General features: G+C 30.8%; 21 protein-coding genes. 3 read left to right on the top strand and 18 right to left on the bottom strand.

Annotation, left to right across the window (positions count from 1 at the left end; translation table 11 throughout):
- Window positions 1–97: 97 nt before the first annotated feature.
- The 15 genes from CLPA_RS17105 to CLPA_RS17175 form a co-directional block, all read right to left on the bottom strand.
- Window positions 98–1,930: a GTP-binding protein gene (locus CLPA_RS17105; RefSeq protein WP_003445869.1), complete on the bottom strand. Its 1,833-nt coding sequence runs from the start codon at window positions 1,928–1,930 to the stop codon at window positions 98–100.
- A gap of 14 nt (window positions 1,931–1,944) precedes the next feature.
- Window positions 1,945–2,745: a sulfate adenylyltransferase subunit CysD gene (gene cysD / locus CLPA_RS17110; protein WP_003445859.1), complete on the bottom strand. Its 801-nt coding sequence runs from the start codon at window positions 2,743–2,745 to the stop codon at window positions 1,945–1,947.
- Window positions 2,746–2,820: 75 nt separating this feature from the next.
- Window positions 2,821–3,534: an ABC transporter permease gene (locus CLPA_RS17115; RefSeq protein ID WP_143756632.1), complete on the bottom strand. Its 714-nt coding sequence runs from the start codon at window positions 3,532–3,534 to the stop codon at window positions 2,821–2,823.
- Window positions 3,524–4,363, bottom strand: coding sequence for an ABC transporter ATP-binding protein (locus CLPA_RS17120; RefSeq protein WP_003445847.1), 840 nt, complete (start codon window positions 4,361–4,363; stop codon window positions 3,524–3,526). The genes CLPA_RS17115 and CLPA_RS17120 overlap by 11 nt, the downstream gene beginning before the upstream one ends.
- Before the next feature lie 19 nt (window positions 4,364–4,382).
- Entirely contained in the window at window positions 4,383–5,414 is a 1,032-nt protein-coding gene (locus tag CLPA_RS17125; protein WP_003445842.1) for an aliphatic sulfonate ABC transporter substrate-binding protein, read from the bottom strand.
- 79 nt (window positions 5,415–5,493) lie between these two features.
- A complete protein-coding gene (locus CLPA_RS17130; protein WP_003445840.1) occupies window positions 5,494–5,808 on the bottom strand; it encodes a 4Fe-4S dicluster domain-containing protein in 315 nt (104 codons plus the stop codon).
- A complete protein-coding gene (locus CLPA_RS17135; protein WP_003445838.1) occupies window positions 5,792–7,483 on the bottom strand; it encodes an adenylyl-sulfate reductase subunit alpha in 1,692 nt (563 codons plus the stop codon). The genes CLPA_RS17130 and CLPA_RS17135 overlap by 17 nt, the downstream gene beginning before the upstream one ends.
- 264 nt (window positions 7,484–7,747) lie before the next feature.
- On the bottom strand, window positions 7,748–8,338 hold the full coding sequence (gene cysC / locus CLPA_RS17140) for an adenylyl-sulfate kinase (RefSeq protein WP_003445836.1): 591 nt from the start codon (window positions 8,336–8,338) through the stop codon (window positions 7,748–7,750).
- Window positions 8,339–8,351: 13 nt separating this feature from the next.
- On the bottom strand, window positions 8,352–9,581 hold the full coding sequence (locus CLPA_RS17145) for an O-acetylhomoserine aminocarboxypropyltransferase/cysteine synthase family protein (protein ID WP_003445834.1): 1,230 nt from the start codon (window positions 9,579–9,581) through the stop codon (window positions 8,352–8,354).
- A 39-nt stretch (window positions 9,582–9,620) separates the two neighbouring features.
- Window positions 9,621–11,924: a sulfurtransferase TusA family protein gene (locus CLPA_RS17150; protein WP_003445833.1), complete on the bottom strand. Its 2,304-nt coding sequence runs from the start codon at window positions 11,922–11,924 to the stop codon at window positions 9,621–9,623.
- A 105-nt stretch (window positions 11,925–12,029) separates the two neighbouring features.
- Entirely contained in the window at window positions 12,030–12,437 is a 408-nt protein-coding gene (locus CLPA_RS17155; RefSeq protein WP_003445832.1) for a M67 family metallopeptidase, read from the bottom strand.
- A 75-nt stretch (window positions 12,438–12,512) separates the two neighbouring features.
- Window positions 12,513–13,340 (bottom strand): HesA/MoeB/ThiF family protein, encoded by an 828-nt coding sequence (locus tag CLPA_RS17160; protein ID WP_003445831.1) that lies wholly within the window; start codon window positions 13,338–13,340, stop codon window positions 12,513–12,515.
- Window positions 13,330–13,545, bottom strand: coding sequence for a sulfur carrier protein ThiS (gene thiS, locus CLPA_RS17165; protein ID WP_003445822.1), 216 nt, complete (start codon window positions 13,543–13,545; stop codon window positions 13,330–13,332). The genes CLPA_RS17160 and thiS overlap by 11 nt, the downstream gene beginning before the upstream one ends.
- A gap of 74 nt (window positions 13,546–13,619) precedes the next feature.
- Window positions 13,620–14,822, bottom strand: coding sequence for an ROK family protein (locus CLPA_RS17170; RefSeq protein WP_003445821.1), 1,203 nt, complete (start codon window positions 14,820–14,822; stop codon window positions 13,620–13,622).
- Between the two features lie 273 nt (window positions 14,823–15,095).
- On the bottom strand, window positions 15,096–15,734 hold the full coding sequence (locus CLPA_RS17175) for a precorrin-2 dehydrogenase/sirohydrochlorin ferrochelatase family protein (protein WP_003445820.1): 639 nt from the start codon (window positions 15,732–15,734) through the stop codon (window positions 15,096–15,098).
- 259 nt (window positions 15,735–15,993) lie between these two features.
- On the opposite strand from CLPA_RS17175, the gene CLPA_RS17180 reads away from it, so the two are divergent.
- Entirely contained in the window at window positions 15,994–16,425 is a 432-nt protein-coding gene (locus tag CLPA_RS17180; protein WP_003445819.1) for an HAD hydrolase-like protein, read from the top strand.
- Window positions 16,426–16,711: 286 nt separating this feature from the next.
- Here CLPA_RS17180 and prfB read toward each other — a convergent pair.
- The 3 genes from prfB to hpf all read right to left on the bottom strand — a co-directional run bounded on the left by prfB (window position 16,712) and on the right by hpf (window position 21,070).
- A protein-coding gene (prfB, locus tag CLPA_RS17185; protein WP_179078227.1) for a peptide chain release factor 2 occupies window positions 16,712–17,819 on the bottom strand; the annotation gives its coding sequence in 2 pieces (ribosomal slippage) (window positions 16,712–17,740 and window positions 17,742–17,819; 1,107 coding nt in all).
- A 19-nt stretch (window positions 17,820–17,838) separates the two neighbouring features.
- Entirely contained in the window at window positions 17,839–20,346 is a 2,508-nt protein-coding gene (gene secA / locus CLPA_RS17190; protein ID WP_003445817.1) for a preprotein translocase subunit SecA, read from the bottom strand.
- Window positions 20,347–20,533: 187 nt separating this feature from the next.
- Entirely contained in the window at window positions 20,534–21,070 is a 537-nt protein-coding gene (hpf, locus tag CLPA_RS17195; protein WP_003445816.1) for a ribosome hibernation-promoting factor, HPF/YfiA family, read from the bottom strand.
- 386 nt (window positions 21,071–21,456) lie between these two features.
- Here hpf and CLPA_RS17200 point away from each other — a divergent pair, with 386 nt between their 5' ends.
- Complete coding sequence (locus tag CLPA_RS17200) at window positions 21,457–21,675, top strand: hypothetical protein (protein WP_003445807.1); 219 nt, start codon at window positions 21,457–21,459, stop codon at window positions 21,673–21,675.
- 1 nt (window position 21,676) lies between these two features.
- Window positions 21,677–21,976 carry a spore coat protein gene (locus tag CLPA_RS17205; protein ID WP_003445806.1) on the top strand — a complete coding sequence of 100 codons (300 nt, stop codon included), beginning with the start codon at window positions 21,677–21,679 and terminating at the stop codon, window positions 21,974–21,976.
- Window positions 21,977–22,015: the final 39 nt, after the last annotated feature.

Below are 22,015 nucleotides of genomic sequence, written 5' to 3' on the forward strand. Positions count from 1 at the left end.
AGACACAATATTGCCTTATCCTAATAATATTCTAATACTCATTTTAAAGCATCTTAAATAAAATAACAAGTAATATAGTAAATTTTTTACTTATGATTTATAGATCCAACAAATCTATAATAGCTTCGGCCTTCTTATCTGAATTAAATTCTGCATCATTTATATTTAATGCTATAACTGGATATTCTGATTTTTCATAATCCATCACACTATCACAATCTTCACTAAAGGCATTTGGATTTCTCTTCTTACATATTTCATTAGAAGCTTCTACTAAAACTTCCGCATAATTCTCTTTTCCTATTACATTTCTAGCATATTCTCTAGCTTCTCTAAATCTGCTTACTGAAGTTACTATAGTTATAGTTCCACTGTCTGCAAATAAATTTGCCACCTCTGATATTCTTCTAGTCTGCTCATAGGAATCTTTAGGTGAAAAGGCTAAATCACTGCTTAATCCAAATCTCACATTAGCAGAATCTATATAATACACTTTTTTACCAATATCAAAAAGTTTCTTCTCCAATTTAACTGCAATCTCATTTTTCCCGCATCCAGGAAGTCCTGTAAACCATACCACTTTACCTTTTTGGCCTAGAACTTCTTCTCTGTCTTTTCTTGATACAAGTCTTTTTCTTATAGTTATATTTTTACTCTTTATATTTGTCACTTGTCTATTTATAACATCATCTACATTTGATATTATTCCACCACCAGCAGTATCATAATTATCTATAATTACAAATCTTCCCATAGCCTGTATATTTCCAAAAGCATCAAAGCAAATAGGCGTTTTCGTCTTTATCGTAACTTCTGCCACATCATTTTTCTTTATATAGTTCAATTCAGTATTTGTCTTTAATGAAGCTGCATCTATTATCTTATTAATTGAGAAGACCTCACATTCTACTTCCTGAGTAGCTATTTTTAATTTGTATTTCTTCCCTCTCTCAAGATTATTTTTTCCCATCCAAAATACATTTGCATTAAAAATATTAGCTGTAGCTACATGATCATCTTTATGGCAGATAACTTCCCCTCTTTTGTTAAAGAACTCATCTTCCACTGTGATTCCTACAGACATTCCTGCAGAAATTACATCAACTTTATCCTTATTCTGCCAAGCTTCAATTGACTTAACTCTTGTAGTTTTACCACTAGGATAAATTACAATTTCATCTCCAGCTTTTAGAGAACCTGATTCTATTCTTCCTGATATTATTCTTCTGTCATCAAATTTATAAACATCTTGTATTGGGAATCTTAAAGGCTTTTCCTCTATACCTTTTGCCTTTTCTATTTTATCCATGCACTCAAGTACATAATCACCTTTATACCAAGGCATCTCAGATGGTTTTGAAGTTATATTCTGTCCATTGAAAGCAGATATAGGAATATACTTTTCAGGATATACATTAAGATTGTTTAAAAATTCATTAAACTGCTCCTGTATTTCATTAAATCTCTCTTCTGAATAATCTACAAGATCCATTTTATTTACAAGTACATAAACTTTCTTAATACCAAGTAATGAAAGTATATATCCATGTCTTTTAGATTGTTCCTGAATACCTTCCTTTGCATCTATTAAAAGAAATGCTGCTTCTGCACTAGCTGCCCCTGATATCATATTTTTTAGAAATTCCTTATGTCCTGGAGCATCTATTATTACATAGTCTCTTTTCTTTGTAAAGAATTGAATCATAGTTATATCTATAGTTATACCCTGCTTTTGTTCTTCTTCAAAAGCATCTAAAAGATAGGCATATTCAAAAGATTTTCCCTTCTCTGCAGATATCTTTTTTACTTTTTCTATAGCTCCAGCAGGAAGTGAGTCTGTATCATATAACAATCTTCCTATAAGTGTTGACTTACCATGATCTACGTGTCCAACTACTACAATATTTAAATTTTCTCTTTCGCCCTTCATTTTAGCCACCTCCACTACATATATCCATGTTTTCTAAGTTTTTCTAATGCATGAGCATCTTCCTGATCCTGCGCTCTTCCTGATCGTTCTGTTTCTTTAGTATTCTTCAATTCTTCTATTATTTCATCCACATTCGAAGCAGTGGAGTCTATAGGATTAGTACATGGTGCACAACCCAAGCTTCTATATCTCTTACCGTTTTTAGCAAAATACAAATCAACTACAGGAATATTTTCTCTCTTAACGTATTCCCAAATATCTATTTCTCTCCAACCTAGAAGTGGATGTATTCTTATATGGTTTCCCTTTTTGAAATCAGTTTTAAATTGATCCCAAAGTTCTGGAGGCTGATCAGTATAATCCCATTCAGATTCAGCATTTCTTTCACTGAAAACTCTTTCCTTAGATCTTGATCCCTCTTCATCTCTTCTTACTCCAACAATAAGTCCTTCAAATTCATATTTGCTTACTACTTCCTGAAGTCCATCAGTTTTTAATGCCTTACAACAAACTAATCTACCCTTTTCAGGACCCATACCTTCTTCTAATGCCTTCCAGTTCGTATTTACTATAAGATTCAGATTATAATCTTTAGCAACTTTGTCTCTGAATTGTATCATTTCAGGTATTTTAAATGTAGTATCCACATGAATTAGTGGAAATGGGCAATTTCCGAAAAAAGCTTTCTCTGCAAGCCATAACATTACCGTTGAATCTTTTCCAACTGACCAAAGCATTCCAAGTTTTCCAAAATGCTTATATGCTTCTCTCAATATATATATACTTTCGGCTTCCAATCTGTCTAAATGATCCATAATTAATTCCTCCTATTTTTATCTTACTTAATTATTCTATATTTTAATACTAATTGATATTTTGTTCTTTCAAATTTACCTGTCTAATCCACATCTTTGCCTAATGTTCTTTTCCAGAGTACCAAATATCAGTTTATCAATTATAAGTCCAATAACTATAATTATAAGCATTACCGACATAACTTGACTTATATCTGCAAGGTCTCTACCAAGCATAAGTATCTGACCAAGTCCTCTGGTGGCAGAAAGCATTTCTCCTGCAATTAATGCTCTCCAGGCAAAAGACCAACCTTGCTTCATTCCCGTTATTATTGAAGGAAGTGCAGAAGGAAGTACCACATTCCAATAAAGTTTTATTCCCTTTGCTCCCATAGTTTCACCAGCTTTAATATAAATCGGATTTACATTCTTTATCCCCGACTCTGTAGCAATTGATATGGCAAATATAGAACCTATTGCAATAACAAATATAATAGATTTTTCATTAATTCCATACCATAGTACCGCAAAAGGCAGCCAACATATACTTGGAAGAGTCTGTAATCCTAATATAAGAGAGCTAAAATTTTCATCCAAATATTTATATCTTACAATGAGGAGTCCCAGTGCTATTCCTATAATCAGAGAAATTATGTATCCTAATGCCAACCTTCTAAGACTTACGGCAATTCCAATAAATAGAGTATTGTCTTCTACAAGGGATACCAAAGTTCTAAATACATCAACAGGAGATGGAAAAGTATAGGGCTTCCATACCCCTAAAACATCTACTCCTATTTTATAGACCATCTCCCAAATTATTATCAGAATTATATAAAAAGTTATTCTTTTCAATACTCCAATCACTGTCGTATTCAGTCCTTGCAACTTTTTCCACCTCCTCCTTGAGATCCTTCATAACCTGTGCAGCTACATATGCAAGATCACAGCTTTGTGCTTCTCTTGGTCTTGCAAGCTCAATTTTAAATTCTCTTTTAACTCTTCCAGGGTTTGCAGACATTACTACTACTTTATCTCCTAAAAGTACCGCTTCTTCTACATTATGTGTAACAAAAACTATAGTTTTCTTTGTTTCCCACCATATTTTTTGAAGCTGCTGTTGTAGTATAGTTTTTGTTTGGCTGTCCAGTGCGGAGAAAGGTTCATCCATTAGAAGAAGTTCTGAATCAAGGGTTAAAGCTCTTGCAAGAGAAACTCTCTGTCTCATACCTCCTGACAACTCATGTACAAAAGAATTTTGAAATTTAGTCAAATGTACCATTTTAAGGTATTTTAGAGCTTTTTGCCTTCGTTTATCCTTTGGTATTCCTGCCATTTTCATTCCAAATTCCACATTATCGATAACCTTAAGCCATGGAAATAATGCTGCCTCCTGGAACATAAACGCCTTATCCGGTCCAACCTCTTTTACCTCTTTATCATTTAAAAGCACCCTGCCCTCTGTTGGTTTTTCAAGGCCCGCAATTATATTGAGAAGAGTAGATTTTCCACAACCAGATGGCCCTAAAAGACATATAAATTCCCCCTTTTTAAAAGAAAGATTTATATTGTCTAAAGTATAGGTTTCTTTATTCCTCGTTATAAATCTTTTACTTACTCCTTCAATTACTAATCCCAACTACATCACCTCTTTTCTTTTAGTTAACAGTATCTTTACCCTTTTCTTTTAAAATTTTATTGAGAATATCTAATTTAAATAGATCTTTATCATCGTAAGGTCGTCTTATAAAACCTGTCTTTATAGACATATTAATCATATCTTTAGTAGCTTCTATCTCTGGGTCCAAAGTAATATTTAATCTATTAAAAGAAGTATGTAAAACATCCTTAGGTAAAGATTTCCTAGTTAGATTTTTAAACTGTTCATTTGCTTCATTTGCAGCTTGATCTCTATTTTTTTCTATATAGTCACTTAATTCTAAATGAGCTCTTAAAAATTTTTCTACTATATCCGGATGTTCTTGTAAAAATTCTCTTCTTACAGCTATAACTGTTACAGGATATTTACCTTGTCTCCAAATTTCATTATAATCTAAAACCACTTTTGCCCCTATTGTATTTTCAAGGGTAGCACCCCAAGGTTCAGGAACTAATGCAGCATCAATGTCTCCTCTTCCAAGAAGTGATTGTATATCCGGATTATTTGCCTGGACTATTTCCACTGTTCCACCCTTAGCCATATCTTTAAGTCCATTTTCCTGAAGCAAAAATCTAAGACATAGATCCTGAGTATTAGCATACTGCGGTATTGCAACTCTTTTACCAGATAAATCCTTTATGCTTTTTATTGTACTATCTTTTCTAGCTATCAATACTGCTCCAGCATCAGCAGCACCACTAATTATCTGTATATCTCCTTTAGATTTAGTATATCCATTTATAACTGGGCCTGGTCCTATATATCCAATATCTACTGCACCCGCTAAAAACGCCTCAACTTCTGAAGATCCTGCATTAAATTGCTTCCACTGTATTTTTGTATCCCCTAAAGCTTTCTGAAATTGACCATTTTGCATACCAATTAAAGCTTGTGCATGAGTTACGTTAGGGAAATATGCAATCCTTACAGTGGAACCATCATCAGTGTCACTCTTATTAGTTCCGCATCCTGCTAAGAGTCCAAGGATTAATATTACAATAATTGAAAGTATTATTTTTTTACCTTTCATCTTGTCCTCCCTTTTGTTTGTTCATTGTAAGCAGCAGATTAACTCATATTTACAATGATAAGGTATATTAAATTTAAGACTAATACTTATTTGACTCTTTTCTGCTAGTAGTTATTATGGACTTTTTACCTTTCTTGTCAATTATATGCCAATTTAAAACGTCCTTATTTTCATTTACATATAAACAAGCTCCATTACCACCTATATCTGCTCCCAAATAATACTTAATAGCGGCTACCTTACATTCTTTTAAGCATGCCGTACATCCCCAGCAGTCTTTTTCGTACTTTATATATGCCTTATTCATTTCATCTTTATATATCAAACTTCCAGGACAGACATCAAGGCATCTACCACAAGATACACATTTATTACTATCAATCTTTATGCTCATAGATATCATCCTTTCTAACTATATCTCTCAATATAATTTTTATAGAGCCATCTTCATACACAGAATTAACATATCTTAACCAATTTTCATCATCTTTCTGTGGATAATCTTCATTTTCCTGATAGCATCTCCACCTGGTTTCCTGTCTAGCAGATAAATGAGCAATTAATACTTTTGCTACATATAATCTATCCAGCAGCTCATATATAAAAAGCAATTCATGAGTATTATTTGCTTTTAATTTATTTGTTATATCAATAAGTTCTCCAATTCTCTTGGATGCTATTTTAAGCTTTTTACTGCTATACCTATAGTTTTGAGATATGCCTCCTGAATATTCATCCATTACCTTTTGCATAGCCTCTTCTACTTGTTCTATACTATAGATTGAAAAATCATTATTAAAGAAAGCATTAATTTTTTCTAATTCATATTGAATGCTGGTTTCAGGAATTTTATCTATATTAATATTTTTATCTTTAATATATTTAACTGCTTCTATAGCAGCTATCTCACCTTCTGCAAAACATCCAGTAACATATTTTTTAGGGCTGCCTCCTGCTACATCTCCGGCTGCATATAAGCCCTCCAGAGTAGTTTTTCTATTTGTATCAACCCAATATCCACTAGCCGTATGACCGCCTACTATATAAGGTTCTGTCCCTTCAATTTCTACGTCCTCTGTAGCTGGCGATGTTCCATTTTCTATCCACTTAAGCGTCTGAGCTGGAGCCATATTTAAATAGGCCTTTAACAGTTCTTGATCTTGCTCTTTTGTTATGCCAACAGTATTTAAATAACAAGGACCTCTTCCTTCACTATTCTCCATAACAGTAGCATACAGCCTATTTATAGTTGTAGGTTTACCATAATTTTTTACATAAAGTTCTTTGGCTCCATTTACCTGTGGAGTCCTAACACCTTGTGCTATAGTACCAGTAGGTGCTATAGTATCCTTACATCTTAAAGCTATAAACCTCATCTCAAAAGTAGTCATTTCTGCTCCTGATCTTATTCCCATGGCGTAACCTGCACCAGTATCAAAAGGACTATACCACATTTTGTGCCTTGAAAAAGTAGGATTATTAGGTTTATATATTCCTGATGCTCCTCCAGTAGTACATATAACCGCCTTTGCATATATTACCAAAAACTTATTATCATCTATAGAAAATGCATAAGCCCCCACTACTTTTCCATCTTTTTTAATATAATCTATAATATTAAGTTTGTTTAAAACTTCTATATTTTCTACTTTGTTAACAGCTTCAGCCAATATAGGCTTTATATTTTCTCCATTTATCTTTATACTTCTTTTACCTCTAGTTACATAATTACCATCTTTATCTTTTAAAATAGTAAGTCCAGCTTTTTCAATATCTCTTGTAACACTGTTAAGCCTTTTTGCAATGGAATATACAAGATCTTCCCTTACAACTCCATCAAACTCTTTTTTTACATATTCTACAAAGGATTCAGGAGTTTCACCTTCTGTTATATAGGCATTTAATGCATTAACTCCTGCCGCAAGGCATCCACTTCTCTTTATGTTTGCCTTTTCTGCAATTGTTACCTTTACACCTTCTTTAGCTGCGGTAATAGCTGCAAAGCACCCTGCAGCTCCACCTCCAACTATAAGAATATCTGTACTAATAATCTTAGATTCTAACTTCATTTGTATTATCCTCACTTTAAATCCGTTTAGGCATGTGAAAATAAATAATAAGTCGAAGATGCAACAAATATTTTGAATCCAACAAGGAAGTAGGTGACCAGGATAGTGAGCTATCTGAGGGTTCTACTGACGCAGTAGGATTCAAAATAGTCTAACACACTGACTAGTTATTTATTTGAATATGACTTAGGTACTAAAATCTTTAAAATAATTACTGAATTTGCTAAACTATCTTAATGTGCATTTATACTATTTACTGTAAAATTATTCAAGTTCTAAACAATCTATAATTTGGCCTACACATTCTTCTAAGCTATTCTTATGGGTCTGTACTGTTATCTCTGGATTAACAGGAGGTTCATAAGGTGAATCTATTCCCGTAAAATTCTTTATTTCACCTTTTCTGGCTTTTTTGTAAATACCCTTTGGATCTCTCTTTTCACAAACTTCTATTGGACAATCTACATAGACTTCAACAAAATCTTCTTTCAAAAGATTTCTAACTGCTTCTCTATCCTTTATAAAAGGTGAAATAAAAGTAGTTATAGTTATGACTCCTGAATCTACAAATAATTTTGAAATTTCTGCTATTCTTCTTATGTTCTCGATTCTATCTTCTTTGGAAAATCCAAGATCAGAATTTAATCCATGTCTTACATTATCTCCATCTAAAAGATAGGTGAGTTTTCCCATATCGTGAAGCTTTTTTTCAAGCATAGTAGCAACAGTAGATTTACCAGATCCCGAAAGTCCTGTAAACCAAATAAGTATACCCTTTTGATTCAAAAGTTTTTCTCTGTCTTCTCTGCTTACATTTGTTTTCTGCCAAACTATATTTGTTGACTTTATTCCCACACAATCACCTGCCTCATATTGCCTTTAAAGCATTTTCAATATCCTGTATTATATCCTCTATATCTTCAATTCCAACAGACATTCTTAGTAAATCATCATAAACTCCCATTTGTAATTTTTCTTCTTTTGTATTTCCCGCACAAATAGTAGATGATGGATGTATAATTAATGTCTTTGTATCTCCAATATTAGTTAAATTGGAGATAAGTTTTAAATTATTTATAAATTTAAATGCATTTTCTTTGCTGCCTAATCTAAAAGTCAAAACTCCACTAGCACCTTTACTATAATACTTTTCAGCTAAATCATAATACTCAGAGCTCTTAAGCTTTGGATAATTTACGGAAACAACTTTACTATTTTCATTAAGATACTCAGCCACTGCAATAGCATTTTTACAATGTTCCCTCATTCTAAGGGATAGTGTTTCTACACCCGTTAGATTTAGAAAGGCATTTACTGGAGATAGAGCTGCTCCCAAATCTCTTCCAATGGTATTTTTAAGCTTTGCTGTAAAAGCCATTCTTCCATACTTTTTAGTAAAAAGCTCAAAATTTTTGAACTTTTCATTCTTGTACTTATCACTTCCGCCGTCTACTATTATACCCCCTATAGCATTTGAGGTACCGTTAATATACTTGGAGGTAGAATGTATCACAATATCAGCTCCATGTTCCAGAGGTTTTATAAGATAAGGTGTTGTTACAGTAGAATCAATTATTAAAATTACATCATTTTCACTGCAAACCTTTGAGACAGCATCTATATCTAAAATATCCAGCTTGGGATTACCTATAGTTTCTGCAAATACTAGTTTTGTATTATTTGTAATATTTTCTTTTAAGGTTTTCTCATTTATGGTGTCTAAAAATTTTACATTTACACCAAAAGATTTTAAATTTCTCATTAAAGTATAAGTTCCACCGAAAAGACCACTGGAAGCTATTATTTCATCTCCGGTTTCCACTATATTAGTAATAGCAAGATATATTGCACTCATACCTGAAGCTGCTGATGTAGCAACCATTCCACCCTCTATACTGGCAATTCTCCTCTCAAAAGAAGTAATTGTAGGATTGGAAATCCTAGTATAGGCATAACCCATACTAGTTCCCATCATTATACTTTCAAGCTTTTCAGCTGAATTATGAGAATATGCATTTGAAAGATATATTGGAGTATTAGTGGCTCCCGTTTCATCTTCTTTTCGATTACCATGAATAAGTTTAGTATTAAATTTCATATACAACCTCCACTTAAGTAAAATTCAAATCAATTGATCTTACTTTTTCTCTACCACAAGCAAATTATATCCGTCATAGTTAGTATCTATATTTACTATTTTATGTCCTTCTTTTTCCACACTTTTAGGAACATTATCTATAGGTGCTCCATCATCTAGATAAAATCCTCTTTTTTCACCAGATTTTATTTTTGACAATTCAACCTTTACTTTTACAAAATTTATAGGACATTTTACTCCTCTAAAATCAATTACTTCATACGCATTTTTTTCTTCACTGTTAACAGCTTCTTCTTTTTCTTCCTTTTCAACTTCCTTTGGAAGTGTTATATGCAGCTGACCATCCAAGGATTCATACATAGCCTTTACTTTGCTGAAAAGATATTCTATATCTTTAGCTTTGTCAGCTATACTCTTAATATCTCCTAGTTTATAATCAATAAGTGTATCAAATAAATCTGCAATTTCTGCCTTTACATAGCCTGTTTCTACAAAAATTTTCTTAAAGGAACTAAATATCTCTCTGTCCTTATTTGTATCCACTCCATTTAATACAAGTAATGCCCTAGCTGATGATACTGCTGAAGAATATAGATCTGCATCTTCATTAGTATTGTTATACTTTTGAAGTGCTCCTTCTGCATTAGCAAGATCCAGCTTAATAACATCAATAACACCTGTACTACATTCTCCTGCGCCTCTTCCTTTCAATGTAAACTTATCACAGGCACCAAAATCATAATAAAGATCTGAATTTTCCGCAAAACTTTCCAGTGTACTAAATTCTTTTACTAATTCTTTTATATCTTCCTTATTGTTATCTAAAAATTCATCAAAATCTTCATAAGGTGATTTACTCTTTAATTCAGCTAATTTATAAAGATATTTTGGGATTTTTTTAGCAGGAATATCACCATAAACTTCTCCCATTTTAGCACCGCCAGCTCCAACTTTTCCTCCTAGGAAAACTGTATACATTGGTATAAGTCCATCTTCTGTTCTGCTAGCTCTTCCACTTAAACCTATTTTTCCTTTTTCATGTACACCACAAGAATTTGGACATCCAGATATATACAATCTTGGAAGAGCAAATTTTACACTATCATCAGCATCTTTAAATTCTTTTTTTATACCCTCTAAAAGTCTCTGTGAAAGACAAAGTCCTAATTGACAGGTAGAAGCTCCTGCACAAGTTATAGAGTTATCTATATTATACTTTGAGGAAAATTCAAGTACTATTTTTGATAATTTAATTGAATCTTCTTCTTTTAAATCCCTAACAAAGAAAGCTTGAGTATTTGTTACTCTTATAGATACACCATAATCTAAAGTATCTATAAAGCCAAAAATTTTATCCATATTTTCAGAAGTTAAATTACCACTTTGAGGATGAACATATACAGCATAACGTCCCTTTTGTTTTTGAGGGAATATTACATTCTTAAGTTCTCCTAGAGCAGGCTTTATGTCTTCAGTATCATATTTTTCATAAGGTTCATCTATCATAACATCAAGATCTTTTTCACTTTTTACTCTTGCAAGTTCTCTTTCAAAATATTGAATGAACTTTTCCTCACCAAGTCTTGCAACTATATATCTTATTCTTGCTTTATTTTTATTTGATCTGTCGCCTTCTTTTTCAAAAAGTTCTTTCATTGCCTGAACATAATAGATTACATCCTTATCCTCAATGAAGTCTGAAAGTTTTAGAGATACTCTAGGATTTCCACCAAATCCACCGCCGCCATAAACCTCAAAACCTTTTTTACCATCTTTTACTTTTGCAATAAAACCAAGATCTGATATAGTAGCATTAGCTTCGTCTATTGGACTGTTTGAAAAAGCCAATTTATATTTTCTTGGAAGATTCATAGTTGAAGGATCTTTTATCAAATAATTAGTTACTTCTTTAACATAGGAAGTCACATCAAAAACATCATCTGCAGAAACACCAGAAAGTGCTGCACATTCTACATTTCTTACAGTATTTCCTCCAGTTCCCTTAGTAATTATTCCAATGTCTATAAGTTCTTTCATTATGCTGTAAACATCCTCAAGTTTTACACTATGAAATTGAATATCCTGTCTTGAAGTAAGATGCATTTTTCCATTGGAATACTTTTTAGCAATATCATTTATTGTTTCAAATTGTTTAAGATTTATAACTCCCCCAGGGATTCTAGTTCTAACCATGTAAGTTTCTTTTTCCCTTTGTTCATAAACTCCCATAGAAACTCTAAAAGCTTTAAATCTTAATGGATCTATTTCACCTTTTTTATATTGGTCTGCCTTTTCTTTAAAGTCTTCTATGGCTTTAAAGTGGTCTTGACTTATTTCTATCATACATATCACTCCATCAAATCGAATTTTATAGCTTCAGGTATATTCAAGCGAATAATCCATCAAAATATTCCTGCATTTTTGACTTACTATTCACTTTCACATGCCTTAAATAATTTCATATTTAAGTTTTTCTACATTTCCCTTATCTACCTTAAATAAGTTAAAAACAGGCTCTTCTTTTTCTAAAGACAATATGCCATAAATTGCCTTTGGATCAAAAGCCAATCTCTTGTCTTCTTCTGAAGGACGAGATGGTGTATAAGGATGGGAATGATAGTTTCCTACCAATTCCATCTTATTTTCTCTTATAATTTTAACAGTTTTAAACTGTTCCTTTGGATCCATAGAAAAATGTTCACTGCTGGCATCTATATTAGTTAAAGGATATACAGTTTTTATATATAAATCTTCACCATCTTTATTACCTGCAAGAAATCCACAACATTCATTGGGAAATTCTTTTTTAGCCTGTTCTACAATTTTTTCATATTCCTTTTTTTCTATATAAATCATATAATCACCCGTTCCCGGCATATTCAAATAAATAGTTAAATCAGTATGCTGGACTTATTATTTATTCTTACATACCTAGCCTAATTTCCCAGTTTTTAAATCACAAGCCGCCTGTTCATAGTCAATTAACGTATCAATAGTTGGATTATCACCACATACTCCGCATTTTTTGTTATGATTTACTTTTATTTTCTTAAACTCCATTTTTAAAGCATCATAAGTTAAAAGATATCCTGCTAGAGTTGTTCCAAGTCCAAGTAAATATTTAATAGCTTCCATTGCCTGAAGTGTTCCTATTATTCCTCCCATAGCACCTATAACTCCTGCTTCTCTACAAGTTGGAACAACCCCTGCTGGTGGTGGAGATTGAAAAATACATCTATAACAAGGAGTACCATTGTCAGGTATATATGTTGTAAGCTGACCTTGGAATCTTATTATTCCAGCATGTGAAAAAGGTTTTTTAGCAAGTACACAAGCATCATTTATTAAAAATTTAGCCGGGAAATTATCTGTTCCATCTAAAATAAAATCATAATCCTGATCTTTTATTATATCTAATATATTTTCTGATGTAGCAAATTCATTATATGTAATTACTTTTACATCTGGATTTATAGCATTTATTGTTTCTTTACCAGATTGAACTTTTAATTTACCAACATCTGAAGTTTGATGTATTATCTGTCTTTGCAAATTTGAAAGATCTACTTCATCTCCATCCACAAGACCAATAGTACCTATACCAGCTGCTGCCAAATACATGGCTGCTGGTGCTCCAAGTCCTCCAGTACCTATTATTAAAACCTTTGAATTAAGTAATTTCTCTTGACCTTCTACACCTACTTCTTCTAAAAGAATGTGTCTTGAATATCTCTCTATTTGTTCTTCATTAAAATCCAATGCTTCCACCTCCCATAAAATATAAGAATTCAATCTCATCATTATCTTTTATAACAGTTGTATCAAATTTATCTCTTTCTGCAAATTCTCCATTTAATTGTACTGACACCATATCAGGCATTTCAACATTTTCAACTTTTAATATTTCTGTTATTGTTACTGCATCCTTTATTTCTTTAACTTCTCCATTTACTTTTACTTTCATAATTATCCTCCTCATTTATCATAAAACTCTATATTTAAATTTAATGCTTAAAATTTTACCATATTTAATTATTTTCAGCTTTTAATTATATTTTCAATTGTCATAGCAGCAGCCCCTGCAGAAATAGCATTTTCTTTAAAGTATCCACCCCTATTAAAAATAATATTATGATGTTTGCTCAAATAAAATTTTTCTCTTGCAGTATCTACACTGATTCTATAAAATAGTTCTGATTCCATAATAAGCGGCCCACTTAAAATAATCAATTCTGGATTTAATAAATTTATAAAGTTTGATAATCCTGTTCCAAATATTTCTGCAGCTTCTCTTATAACTTTTGTAGCAGTATTATCTCCTTCTTCTGCCGCTAAACTTATATCTATATAATTGATATCTTCTATAGATTTTTTTATTTTAGTACTTTCTCCATTAATAATTCTCTGCTTAAAATTTTTAGTAATTGATTTTATAGAAGAATAACATTCAACGCAACCATAATTACCACAAATACATTTTTCACCATCTACATTTATTACCATATGGGCAAAAGCATCTTCTGCATCGTTAATACTTCTTATTATATTACCATCAGATATTGAACCTGTTCTTATTCCAATACCAAAGTTAAAATAAGCAATATTTTTTAGATTTTTTCCACACCCAAATAACTGTTCTATTATAACTGCTGCATTAGCACCATTGTCTATATACACTTCTGAATTCAAACTATTTTCCAGCATTTCCTTTATAGGTATACCTGTCCAATTTTTTGACATAAAATTTACAGGACTTTTCATTATGCCTTTTTTAATATCCATGGGTCCTACTGTTCCAAGTCCTATTGCAACTACTTCTTTATTCTTTAATTTACTCATCTCAGCTGCACTCTCACATATACTGCTTATCCTAGAAACTGTCTTTTCAGGAGAATAGGAACTATCCATATTAAAACGTTCTTTATGAAGTATATTGAGTTTTAAATCAGTAAAAATAACTTGCGTATAGATTCTAGAAATATCTATACCTATAAGAATATAATCCATTGTATTCACATCATATAAACTAGGTCTTCTACCACCAGTTGACTCGCCTATGCTTGTTTCAACGATTAACTTTTCATCAATAATAGGCTTAATTATACGATTTAAGGTTGTAAGCTTTAATCCAGTTAAATCTAAAACCTGTGCTTTTGTCAATGGACCATTTTTTTGAACAATACTGAAAATATTTTTCCCATCTTTATTAATATTTTTTAACTTATCAATAACTTTTGTCATTTATAAACCCCTTAACCTATCGTTTTTGCCAAAATGGTAAAAAGTACTTATAAAAATAATCCAATAATAAAATAATTATGGATCAAAATCAATTAACACCAAGCATTCTGCTTTGTTTATATGGTTTTTCTATACAATGTTAATTGTAATTTATATTTTTACATATGTCAATGAATTTTATAAAAATTTAATTTAACATTTTAACTCCACATAAAATACTCCATAAATACAGATAGAACTATAGTAAAACAAATATTTATAATTAAATAAAACTCATCTATAACTCATTAAAATACTCATTATTTCCTGTTCTATTAAATCCCTATTATCATAAGACAATCTGATTATAAAATCTGAATATATTATGTGTCTGTAAAAGTCGCTTCGTCTTTTACTATCTTTTATAATATTAAATGCTTCTTTTCTCACATTTCCCATTATACCTAAAAAAATCTCATATCTATCATCATAAACTTTTTCTAGATCTTCTCTTATCTTTCTTGCAAGCATAGGACTTTTACCATTAGTAGATATAGCAATTGTTAAATCTCCTCTTTTGACTTTAGATGGCACTATAAAATTACAAACCTCTGGTTCATCCACTACATTTACAAGAATATTATTTTTACTACATTGATTATATATTTCTACATTTGTATAATATTCATCTGTAGCAGCATATACAAGATATAAATCTGAAATATATTTAAAATTATAATTATCCTCTATATACTGAATTTTATTTTTTTGTACTAATATTTCAATATCTTGTATTATTTCTCTGGATACAACAATAACTTCAGCTCCACATTCTAACAAAGATAATATTTTTCTATGTGCAACCTTTCCTCCTCCTACAACCCCGCATTTTCTATTTTTTATATTTAACATTATAGGATAGTATTGATTCATATATTTACACCTCTCATTTATATTAATTATTAAATAAAATTTCCATATCTAATTCAAGTGAAATTTAGTGATATTCCTCTAAATTGATTATATTATGTTAATTTTTCTTAACATATGTAATATTCATATTAAATTATACTATAATAGAATTGAAATGTATCTGCATTTCAATATAAATACTAAATTTTATATTTAGTATAAAAATTATTTTCATACTAATAGATTTATATTAATTATATCTATTAACGGGGGTGTAATTTTGAAAAAAGTAGAAGGATGTATTTTTCACCTTGACTACATTTTAAGTTATTCTGCAAACTCAATGGGATTAAAGGACCTTAAAAGATTCTTAATTAATTTAAGAATGTCAGACATGAAATTAGCTGTTATTTCTAAAAATAACAATATGCTAGATATAATAAAAATGTTGAAAATCGAAGATTTTTTTGATGTTATTTTAAATAACAATCTAGATGACGACTTTAAACCTTTGCTTCTAAAAGCTTCTGAAAAGCTTGATATCCCTTCTGAAAATTGTGTTGTTTTTGATAGCGAAATAGACGGACTAAATGAAGCAAAGCTTCTTAACATGACTGCTATAGGAATAGGAACTAACATAGAACCAAATATGGCAGATAAGATAATACCAAATCTTTCCGATGTTAATTCTTCTATATTAAATTTTAATTAGTCTATATTATTTATATTTATGAATTTGCATTTTTATTACAATTTTTGATTATTATAACTTAAGGGGACTATTTTCAAGATGATTAAGTATTAATTGCATTTAATAGCTCTCCTAATTATTAAAAATCAGATTTCAATAATTATTCAAAAGTACAATAAAGTATAGCTGTCTTGCAATGCATATTTATATGTATTGCAAGACAGCTTTTTGGATACTATATAAAATACAAATCACGTGTATTTTTAATTTTAATTAATATATACCTTTTGACATAATTCCACTTTATTTAAGAACCAGTCTTTTTTAAATATTCTGTTATAAAACTATCTATATTACCATCCATAACTGAATTTATATTGGCAACTTCAAATCCAGTCCTATGATCTTTTACCATAGTATATGGATGAAAAACATAAGATCTTATTTGACTACCAAATCCATTATCCTTTAATTCGCCTGTTAAATCTTCTATTTTTTCTTTGTGTGCTCTTTCTTTGAGCTCTACTAGTTTAGCTTTAAGCATAGCCATAGCTGACTCTCTATTGGAATGTTGACTTCTTTCATTTTGACATTGAACAACTATTCCCGTTGGAATATGAGTTATTCTTATAGCAGATTCAGTTTTATTTACATGCTGTCCACCAGCTCCACTAGCTCTATAAGTATCAATTCTTAAATCTTCTGCCTTTATATTTATATCTTGATTTTCTGTAAGTTCAGGTATAACTTCTACGGAAGCAAAAGAAGTTTGCCTTTTGCCATTTGCATTAAAAGGAGATATTCTTACAAGTCTGTGAATACCTTTTTCTGCTTTTAAATACCCATAGGCAAATTCTCCCGTTATTTTTAATGCAGCACTTTTTACACCAGCTTCATCTCCAGGTAATAAATCTATAGTTTCAACTTTAAAATTCTTTGACTCTGCCCATCTTGTATACATTCTAAGAAGCATTTCTGTCCAATCCTGTGCATCAGTTCCACCTGCTCCAGTATGTAAATCCAATATAGCATTATTTCTATCATATTCACCTGATAGAAGAAGTTCTATTCTAAAGTTTTCTATACGTACAGTTAATTCATTTATTTCAGAAACTATTTCATTTAATATATCTTCATCCTCTTCTTCTTTACTCATTTCTATAAGAGATCTAGTATCTTCTAATCTCTCATCTAATGAATTAACTAATTCCACTCTATCCTTTAACATTTTAGATTTCTGAGTTATCTCTTGAGCTTTTTTCATATTATCCCAAAATTCAGGTTCTTGCATAATATTTTCAAACTCCTCTATTTTTACCTGCATAGAAGCTAAGTCAAAGTGAATCCCTTATTTCTTTCATTTTTTGTTCAAGCACTTTTGCATTTGTTAAGCACTCATCTAGCTTTACAATCATTCTAATCACGTCCTTAAAACTAAGCTCTTTTTCCACAACAATTTTTATATTTTTTGCCAGATCCACATGGACATGGATCATTTCTTCCAATTTTTTCTTCTTTTCTCCTTATTGGTTCTTTTACTCCCTCCACTTCATTATGATTTGTAGTGGTTGGTCTAACCACTCTTAATCTTTCAGGAGCTCTTTCAACTTGAACACGATACAAATATTTAACTGTTTCTATTTTAATATTATAGACCATTTCGTCAAACATTTGACTACCTTCAAATTGATAAGCCTGCACTGGATCCTGCTGCCTATATGCTCTAAGTCCCATACCTTGTTTTAAATGATCCATATTATCAATATGATCCATCCATTTTGTATCTACAACTCTTAAAAGAATTACTCTCTCTATATCTCTCATCTGCTCAGAGCCAAAAGAATTTTCTTTTTCATCATATATATCCATAGCTATCTTTAAAAGTTTTTCTTTAATTTCTTCATCAGATAATACCTTTAACTCGTCAACTGTAATTTTATTCTTTGGAAGGTAAATATCCTCCAAAAATTCAATTAATTTTTCCAAATCCTGCTCAATATTTTCTTCTAGATCCGTTAAATGTGAATCTACAGCTGTATAAATAACTTCTTTGATCATAGCTTGAATTTGTGACTTCATATCTTCCCCTTCAAGCACCTGTGATCGCTGTTTATACATAATTTCTCTCTGTTGATTCATTACATCATCATATTTCAATAAAGTCTTTCTTATATCAAAATTATTACCTTCAACTTTCTTCTGCGCATTTTCTATAGCATTACTTACCATCTTACTTTCAATTGCTTCATCATCTTGTAACCCAAGTTTATCAACTATTCCACTCAATTTCTCTGATCCAAATATTCTCATAAGATCATCTTCCAGTGAAACATAAAATCTAGAGCTTCCTGGATCTCCCTGACGTCCTGAACGACCTCTAAGCTGATTATCAATACGTCTTGATTCATGTCTTTCTGTACCAATTATTTTTAATCCGCCAAGTTCTACAACACCATCTCCAAGTTTAATATCAGTACCACGACCTGCCATATTTGTGGCTATGGTAATGCTGCCCTTTTCACCTGCATGAGATATAATTTCAGCTTCTTTTTCATGATATTTAGCATTAAGCACTTGATGCTTTATTCCTCTCCTTTTTAAAAGCATAGAAAGCACCTCTGACTTTTCTATACTTACAGTACCTACAAGTACTGGCTGAGCACTCTTATTAGTTTCAGCTATTTCTTCAACTATGGCATCAAATTTCCCTTTTTCCGTTTTATAAACTAAATCAGGAAAATCTTTTCTTGCGATTCCTCTATGAGTTGGTACAACAATAACATCCAATCCATATATTTCTCTAAATTCTATTTCCTCTGTTAAAGCAGTACCAGTCATACCTGAAAGTTTATTATATAATCTAAAATAATTTTGAAATGTAATAGTAGCAAGAGTTTTTGATTCCTTTTGAACTTTTACTAATTCTTTTGCCTCTATAGCTTGATGAAGACCATCACTGTATCTTCTACCTTCCATAAGTCTTCCAGTAAATTCGTCTACTATAATTACTTCCCCATCTTTAACCATATAATCTTTATCTTTTTTCATCATATAATTAGCTTTTAGTGCTTGAGCTAAATGATGTTGAATTTCCATATTATCAGGATCTGCATAATTTTCTAAATTAAAAAACTTTTCTGCTTTTTCTACCCCAGAATCAGTTAACATTACAGAATTAGATTTTTCATCTACTGTATAGTCTTCCTTTATAAGAGTTTTAGCGAATCCATCTGCTACTTTATAGAACTCAGTAGATTTATCTCCTTCCCCAGAAATTATAAGAGGAGTTCTGGATTCATCTATCAAAATAGAGTCAACTTCATCTACTATAGCATAGTTTAATGGCTTTTGAACTCTTTCCTCTTTATATATAACCATATTATCTCTTAGATAATCAAAACCAAATTCATTATTAGTTCCATAAGTTATATCTGCTGCATAAGCTTCTTTTCTTTCATCTTGATTTAAATTATGTAGTATAACGCCTACAGTTAAGCCAAGAAATTCGTAGACTTTACCCATCCATTCTTTATCTCTTTTTGCAAGATAATCATTTACAGTTACTATATGTACGCCTTTACCTGTTAATGCATTTAGATACGAAGGTAATGTAGCAACCAAAGTTTTACCTTCACCAGTTTTCATTTCAGAAATTCTTCCTTGATGAAGTACAATTCCACCAATAACCTGTTCTCTGAAATGTTTCATTCCAAGCACTCTATAAGAAGCTTCTCTTACTACGGCAAAAGCTTCTGGTAATATATCATCTAAAGTTTCTCCATTATTCAATCTATTTTTAAATTCCTCTGTTTTTGATTTCAATCCATCATCACTTAAAGATGCTATCTTTTCATCAAAACTATCTACTTTATTTACAATTGGAATAATCCTCTTTACTTCCCTTTCACTATAAGTTCCAAATATCTTCCCTAAAATTCCCATGCAATTCATCCTCACTATTTTTTAAATGTATTCCTAAAATTATACAAATCTATTATATCTAATAAATTATAACATCTAATATGCATTCCTTCAACTTATATAATGTTAATAATTATTATAACTATATAATAAAGTCTTACATTAAAAGAGTGTAGATTTCCAAATCTACACTCTTTTAATTATATAATTAAAACTCTGGTTCAATAAGACCATAATTTCCATCTTTTCTCTTATACACTACGTTAACTTCACTTGAATCAGCATTTTGAAAAACAAAAAAATTGTGTGCCAACAATTCCATTTGCAAAACTGCCTCTTCCTCAGACATTGGTTTTATAGCAAATCTCTTTGTTTTTACTATTGATGGTTCTTTTACATCATCTTTATTATCTTCTTCGAAATCTGGTATAGATTGGAACCTTAAAGATGCACCATATTTCTTTCTATCTAATTTAGTTTTTTGTTTTCTTACCTGTCTCTCCATTTTATCTGTAACTAAATCTATGGCAGCATACATATCTGTATTAGACTCCTCACCTCTAAGTATAGCTCCTCCAAAAGGAATAGTTACTTCTACAATTTGTCTGTAATTTTCTACACTTAAAGTTACATGAGCTGTTACATCAGGGTTAAAGTACCTATCCAATTTTGTCAATTTTTTTTCAATAGCACTTCTAAGACCATTTGTAACCTCTACGTTTTTTCCGCTAATAGTTATTCTCATATTAACAGCTCCTCTCTAAAACCAATTGTTGACTTGTACTTTAGGATAATTATTCCTGTTGATATTATTTTATTACTTTTTATATAAAGTATCAAGTAGTAAAATACAAATTGACAGAATATTTTTTAAACTTTTAAATAATTTTTTATACCTTATTATTATTTACAAAATACTTGTGTTTAAACCACTAAAATTATTTTTATTTTAAAATAGAATTAGCAGTCTTAAAAAAGATTGCCAAACAGCACTATTAGTGCAATATCAAATTAGCTGACCTGGTTTTTTACTCTGCACTTGCCTATAGACATAAAGGAATAATTTACATGTTTAATAAAACTTCAATTACAAATAATACATATCGAAATAAATTTAATGGAGGTATATATATGAGAAAACTTTCTGAAGCAGAGATTTTATCTTTAACAGGCGTATTAACAATGGAAAAAGATGGTTTAGCAGTAGCAAAAGCTATGAAAGCTCTTATTACTGATGAAGAAATAAAAAAACAGGCTGAGACTGGTATATTAGCCACTGAGGCCAGAATAAAGGGCATACAACAGTTTATTAATGAAAATCAAGTAACAGAAGTAAAGGGGGTTCAATAAAATGGCATCACTCTTAGAAAATATTACAAAAAAGAATACATCAATAAATGATGAAATTATAACTAATAGCATGATTGCTTCTGCAACAGCATCTGCAAATATGTATCTTAATGCAGCATTGACAAGCTCAACTCCAGAATTAAGAGCAATGTATTCATCTAGTTTGAGTCAGATCATAGCTGGACACTCTATACTTACAGATATTGTTGTAAAAAACGGCTGGGTACAACCATATAACTCACCAGTACAACAATTATCTAGTTCCTATGAAAAAGCAACAAACGTACTTCAATCAAAGTAATAAACACTTAAAAATATAGCTATAATCAAACAAACAATA

Origin of the sequence: Clostridium pasteurianum DSM 525 = ATCC 6013, from assembly GCF_000807255.1 — a bacterium.
Classification (GTDB): Bacteria; Bacillota; Clostridia; order Clostridiales; family Clostridiaceae; genus Clostridium_I; species Clostridium_I pasteurianum.

Excerpts from the sequence above, each read along its gene's own strand:
- CLPA_RS17105 (WP_003445869.1), bottom strand. The coding sequence starts at position 1,930 with ATGAAGGGCGAAAGAGAAAATTTAAATATTGTAGTAGTTGGACACGTA.
- cysD (WP_003445859.1), bottom strand. The coding sequence starts at position 2,745 with ATGGATCATTTAGACAGATTGGAAGCCGAAAGTATATATATATTGAGA.
- CLPA_RS17115 (WP_143756632.1), bottom strand. The coding sequence starts at position 3,534 with ATGGTCTATAAAATAGGAGTAGATGTTTTAGGGGTATGGAAGCCCTAT.
- CLPA_RS17125 (WP_003445842.1), bottom strand. The coding sequence starts at position 5,414 with ATGAAAGGTAAAAAAATAATACTTTCAATTATTGTAATATTAATCCTT.
- CLPA_RS17130 (WP_003445840.1), bottom strand. The coding sequence starts at position 5,808 with ATGAGCATAAAGATTGATAGTAATAAATGTGTATCTTGTGGTAGATGC.
- CLPA_RS17135 (WP_003445838.1), bottom strand. The coding sequence starts at position 7,483 with ATGAAGTTAGAATCTAAGATTATTAGTACAGATATTCTTATAGTTGGA.
- CLPA_RS17145 (WP_003445834.1), bottom strand. The coding sequence starts at position 9,581 with ATGAAATTTAATACTAAACTTATTCATGGTAATCGAAAAGAAGATGAA.
- CLPA_RS17150 (WP_003445833.1), bottom strand. The coding sequence starts at position 11,924 with ATGATAGAAATAAGTCAAGACCACTTTAAAGCCATAGAAGACTTTAAA.
- CLPA_RS17155 (WP_003445832.1), bottom strand. The coding sequence starts at position 12,437 with ATGATTTATATAGAAAAAAAGGAATATGAAAAAATTGTAGAACAGGCT.
- thiS (WP_003445822.1), bottom strand. The coding sequence starts at position 13,545 with ATGAAAGTAAAAGTAAATGGAGAAGTTAAAGAAATAAAGGATGCAGTA.
- CLPA_RS17170 (WP_003445821.1), bottom strand. The coding sequence starts at position 14,822 with ATGACAAAAGTTATTGATAAGTTAAAAAATATTAATAAAGATGGGAAA.
- CLPA_RS17175 (WP_003445820.1), bottom strand. The coding sequence starts at position 15,734 with ATGAATCAATACTATCCTATAATGTTAAATATAAAAAATAGAAAATGC.
- secA (WP_003445817.1), bottom strand. The coding sequence starts at position 20,346 with ATGGGAATTTTAGGGAAGATATTTGGAACTTATAGTGAAAGGGAAGTA.
- hpf (WP_003445816.1), bottom strand. The coding sequence starts at position 21,070 with ATGAGAATAACTATTAGCGGAAAAAACGTAGAGGTTACAAATGGTCTT.
- CLPA_RS17200 (WP_003445807.1), top strand. The coding sequence starts at position 21,457 with ATGAGAAAACTTTCTGAAGCAGAGATTTTATCTTTAACAGGCGTATTA.
- CLPA_RS17205 (WP_003445806.1), top strand. The coding sequence starts at position 21,677 with ATGGCATCACTCTTAGAAAATATTACAAAAAAGAATACATCAATAAAT.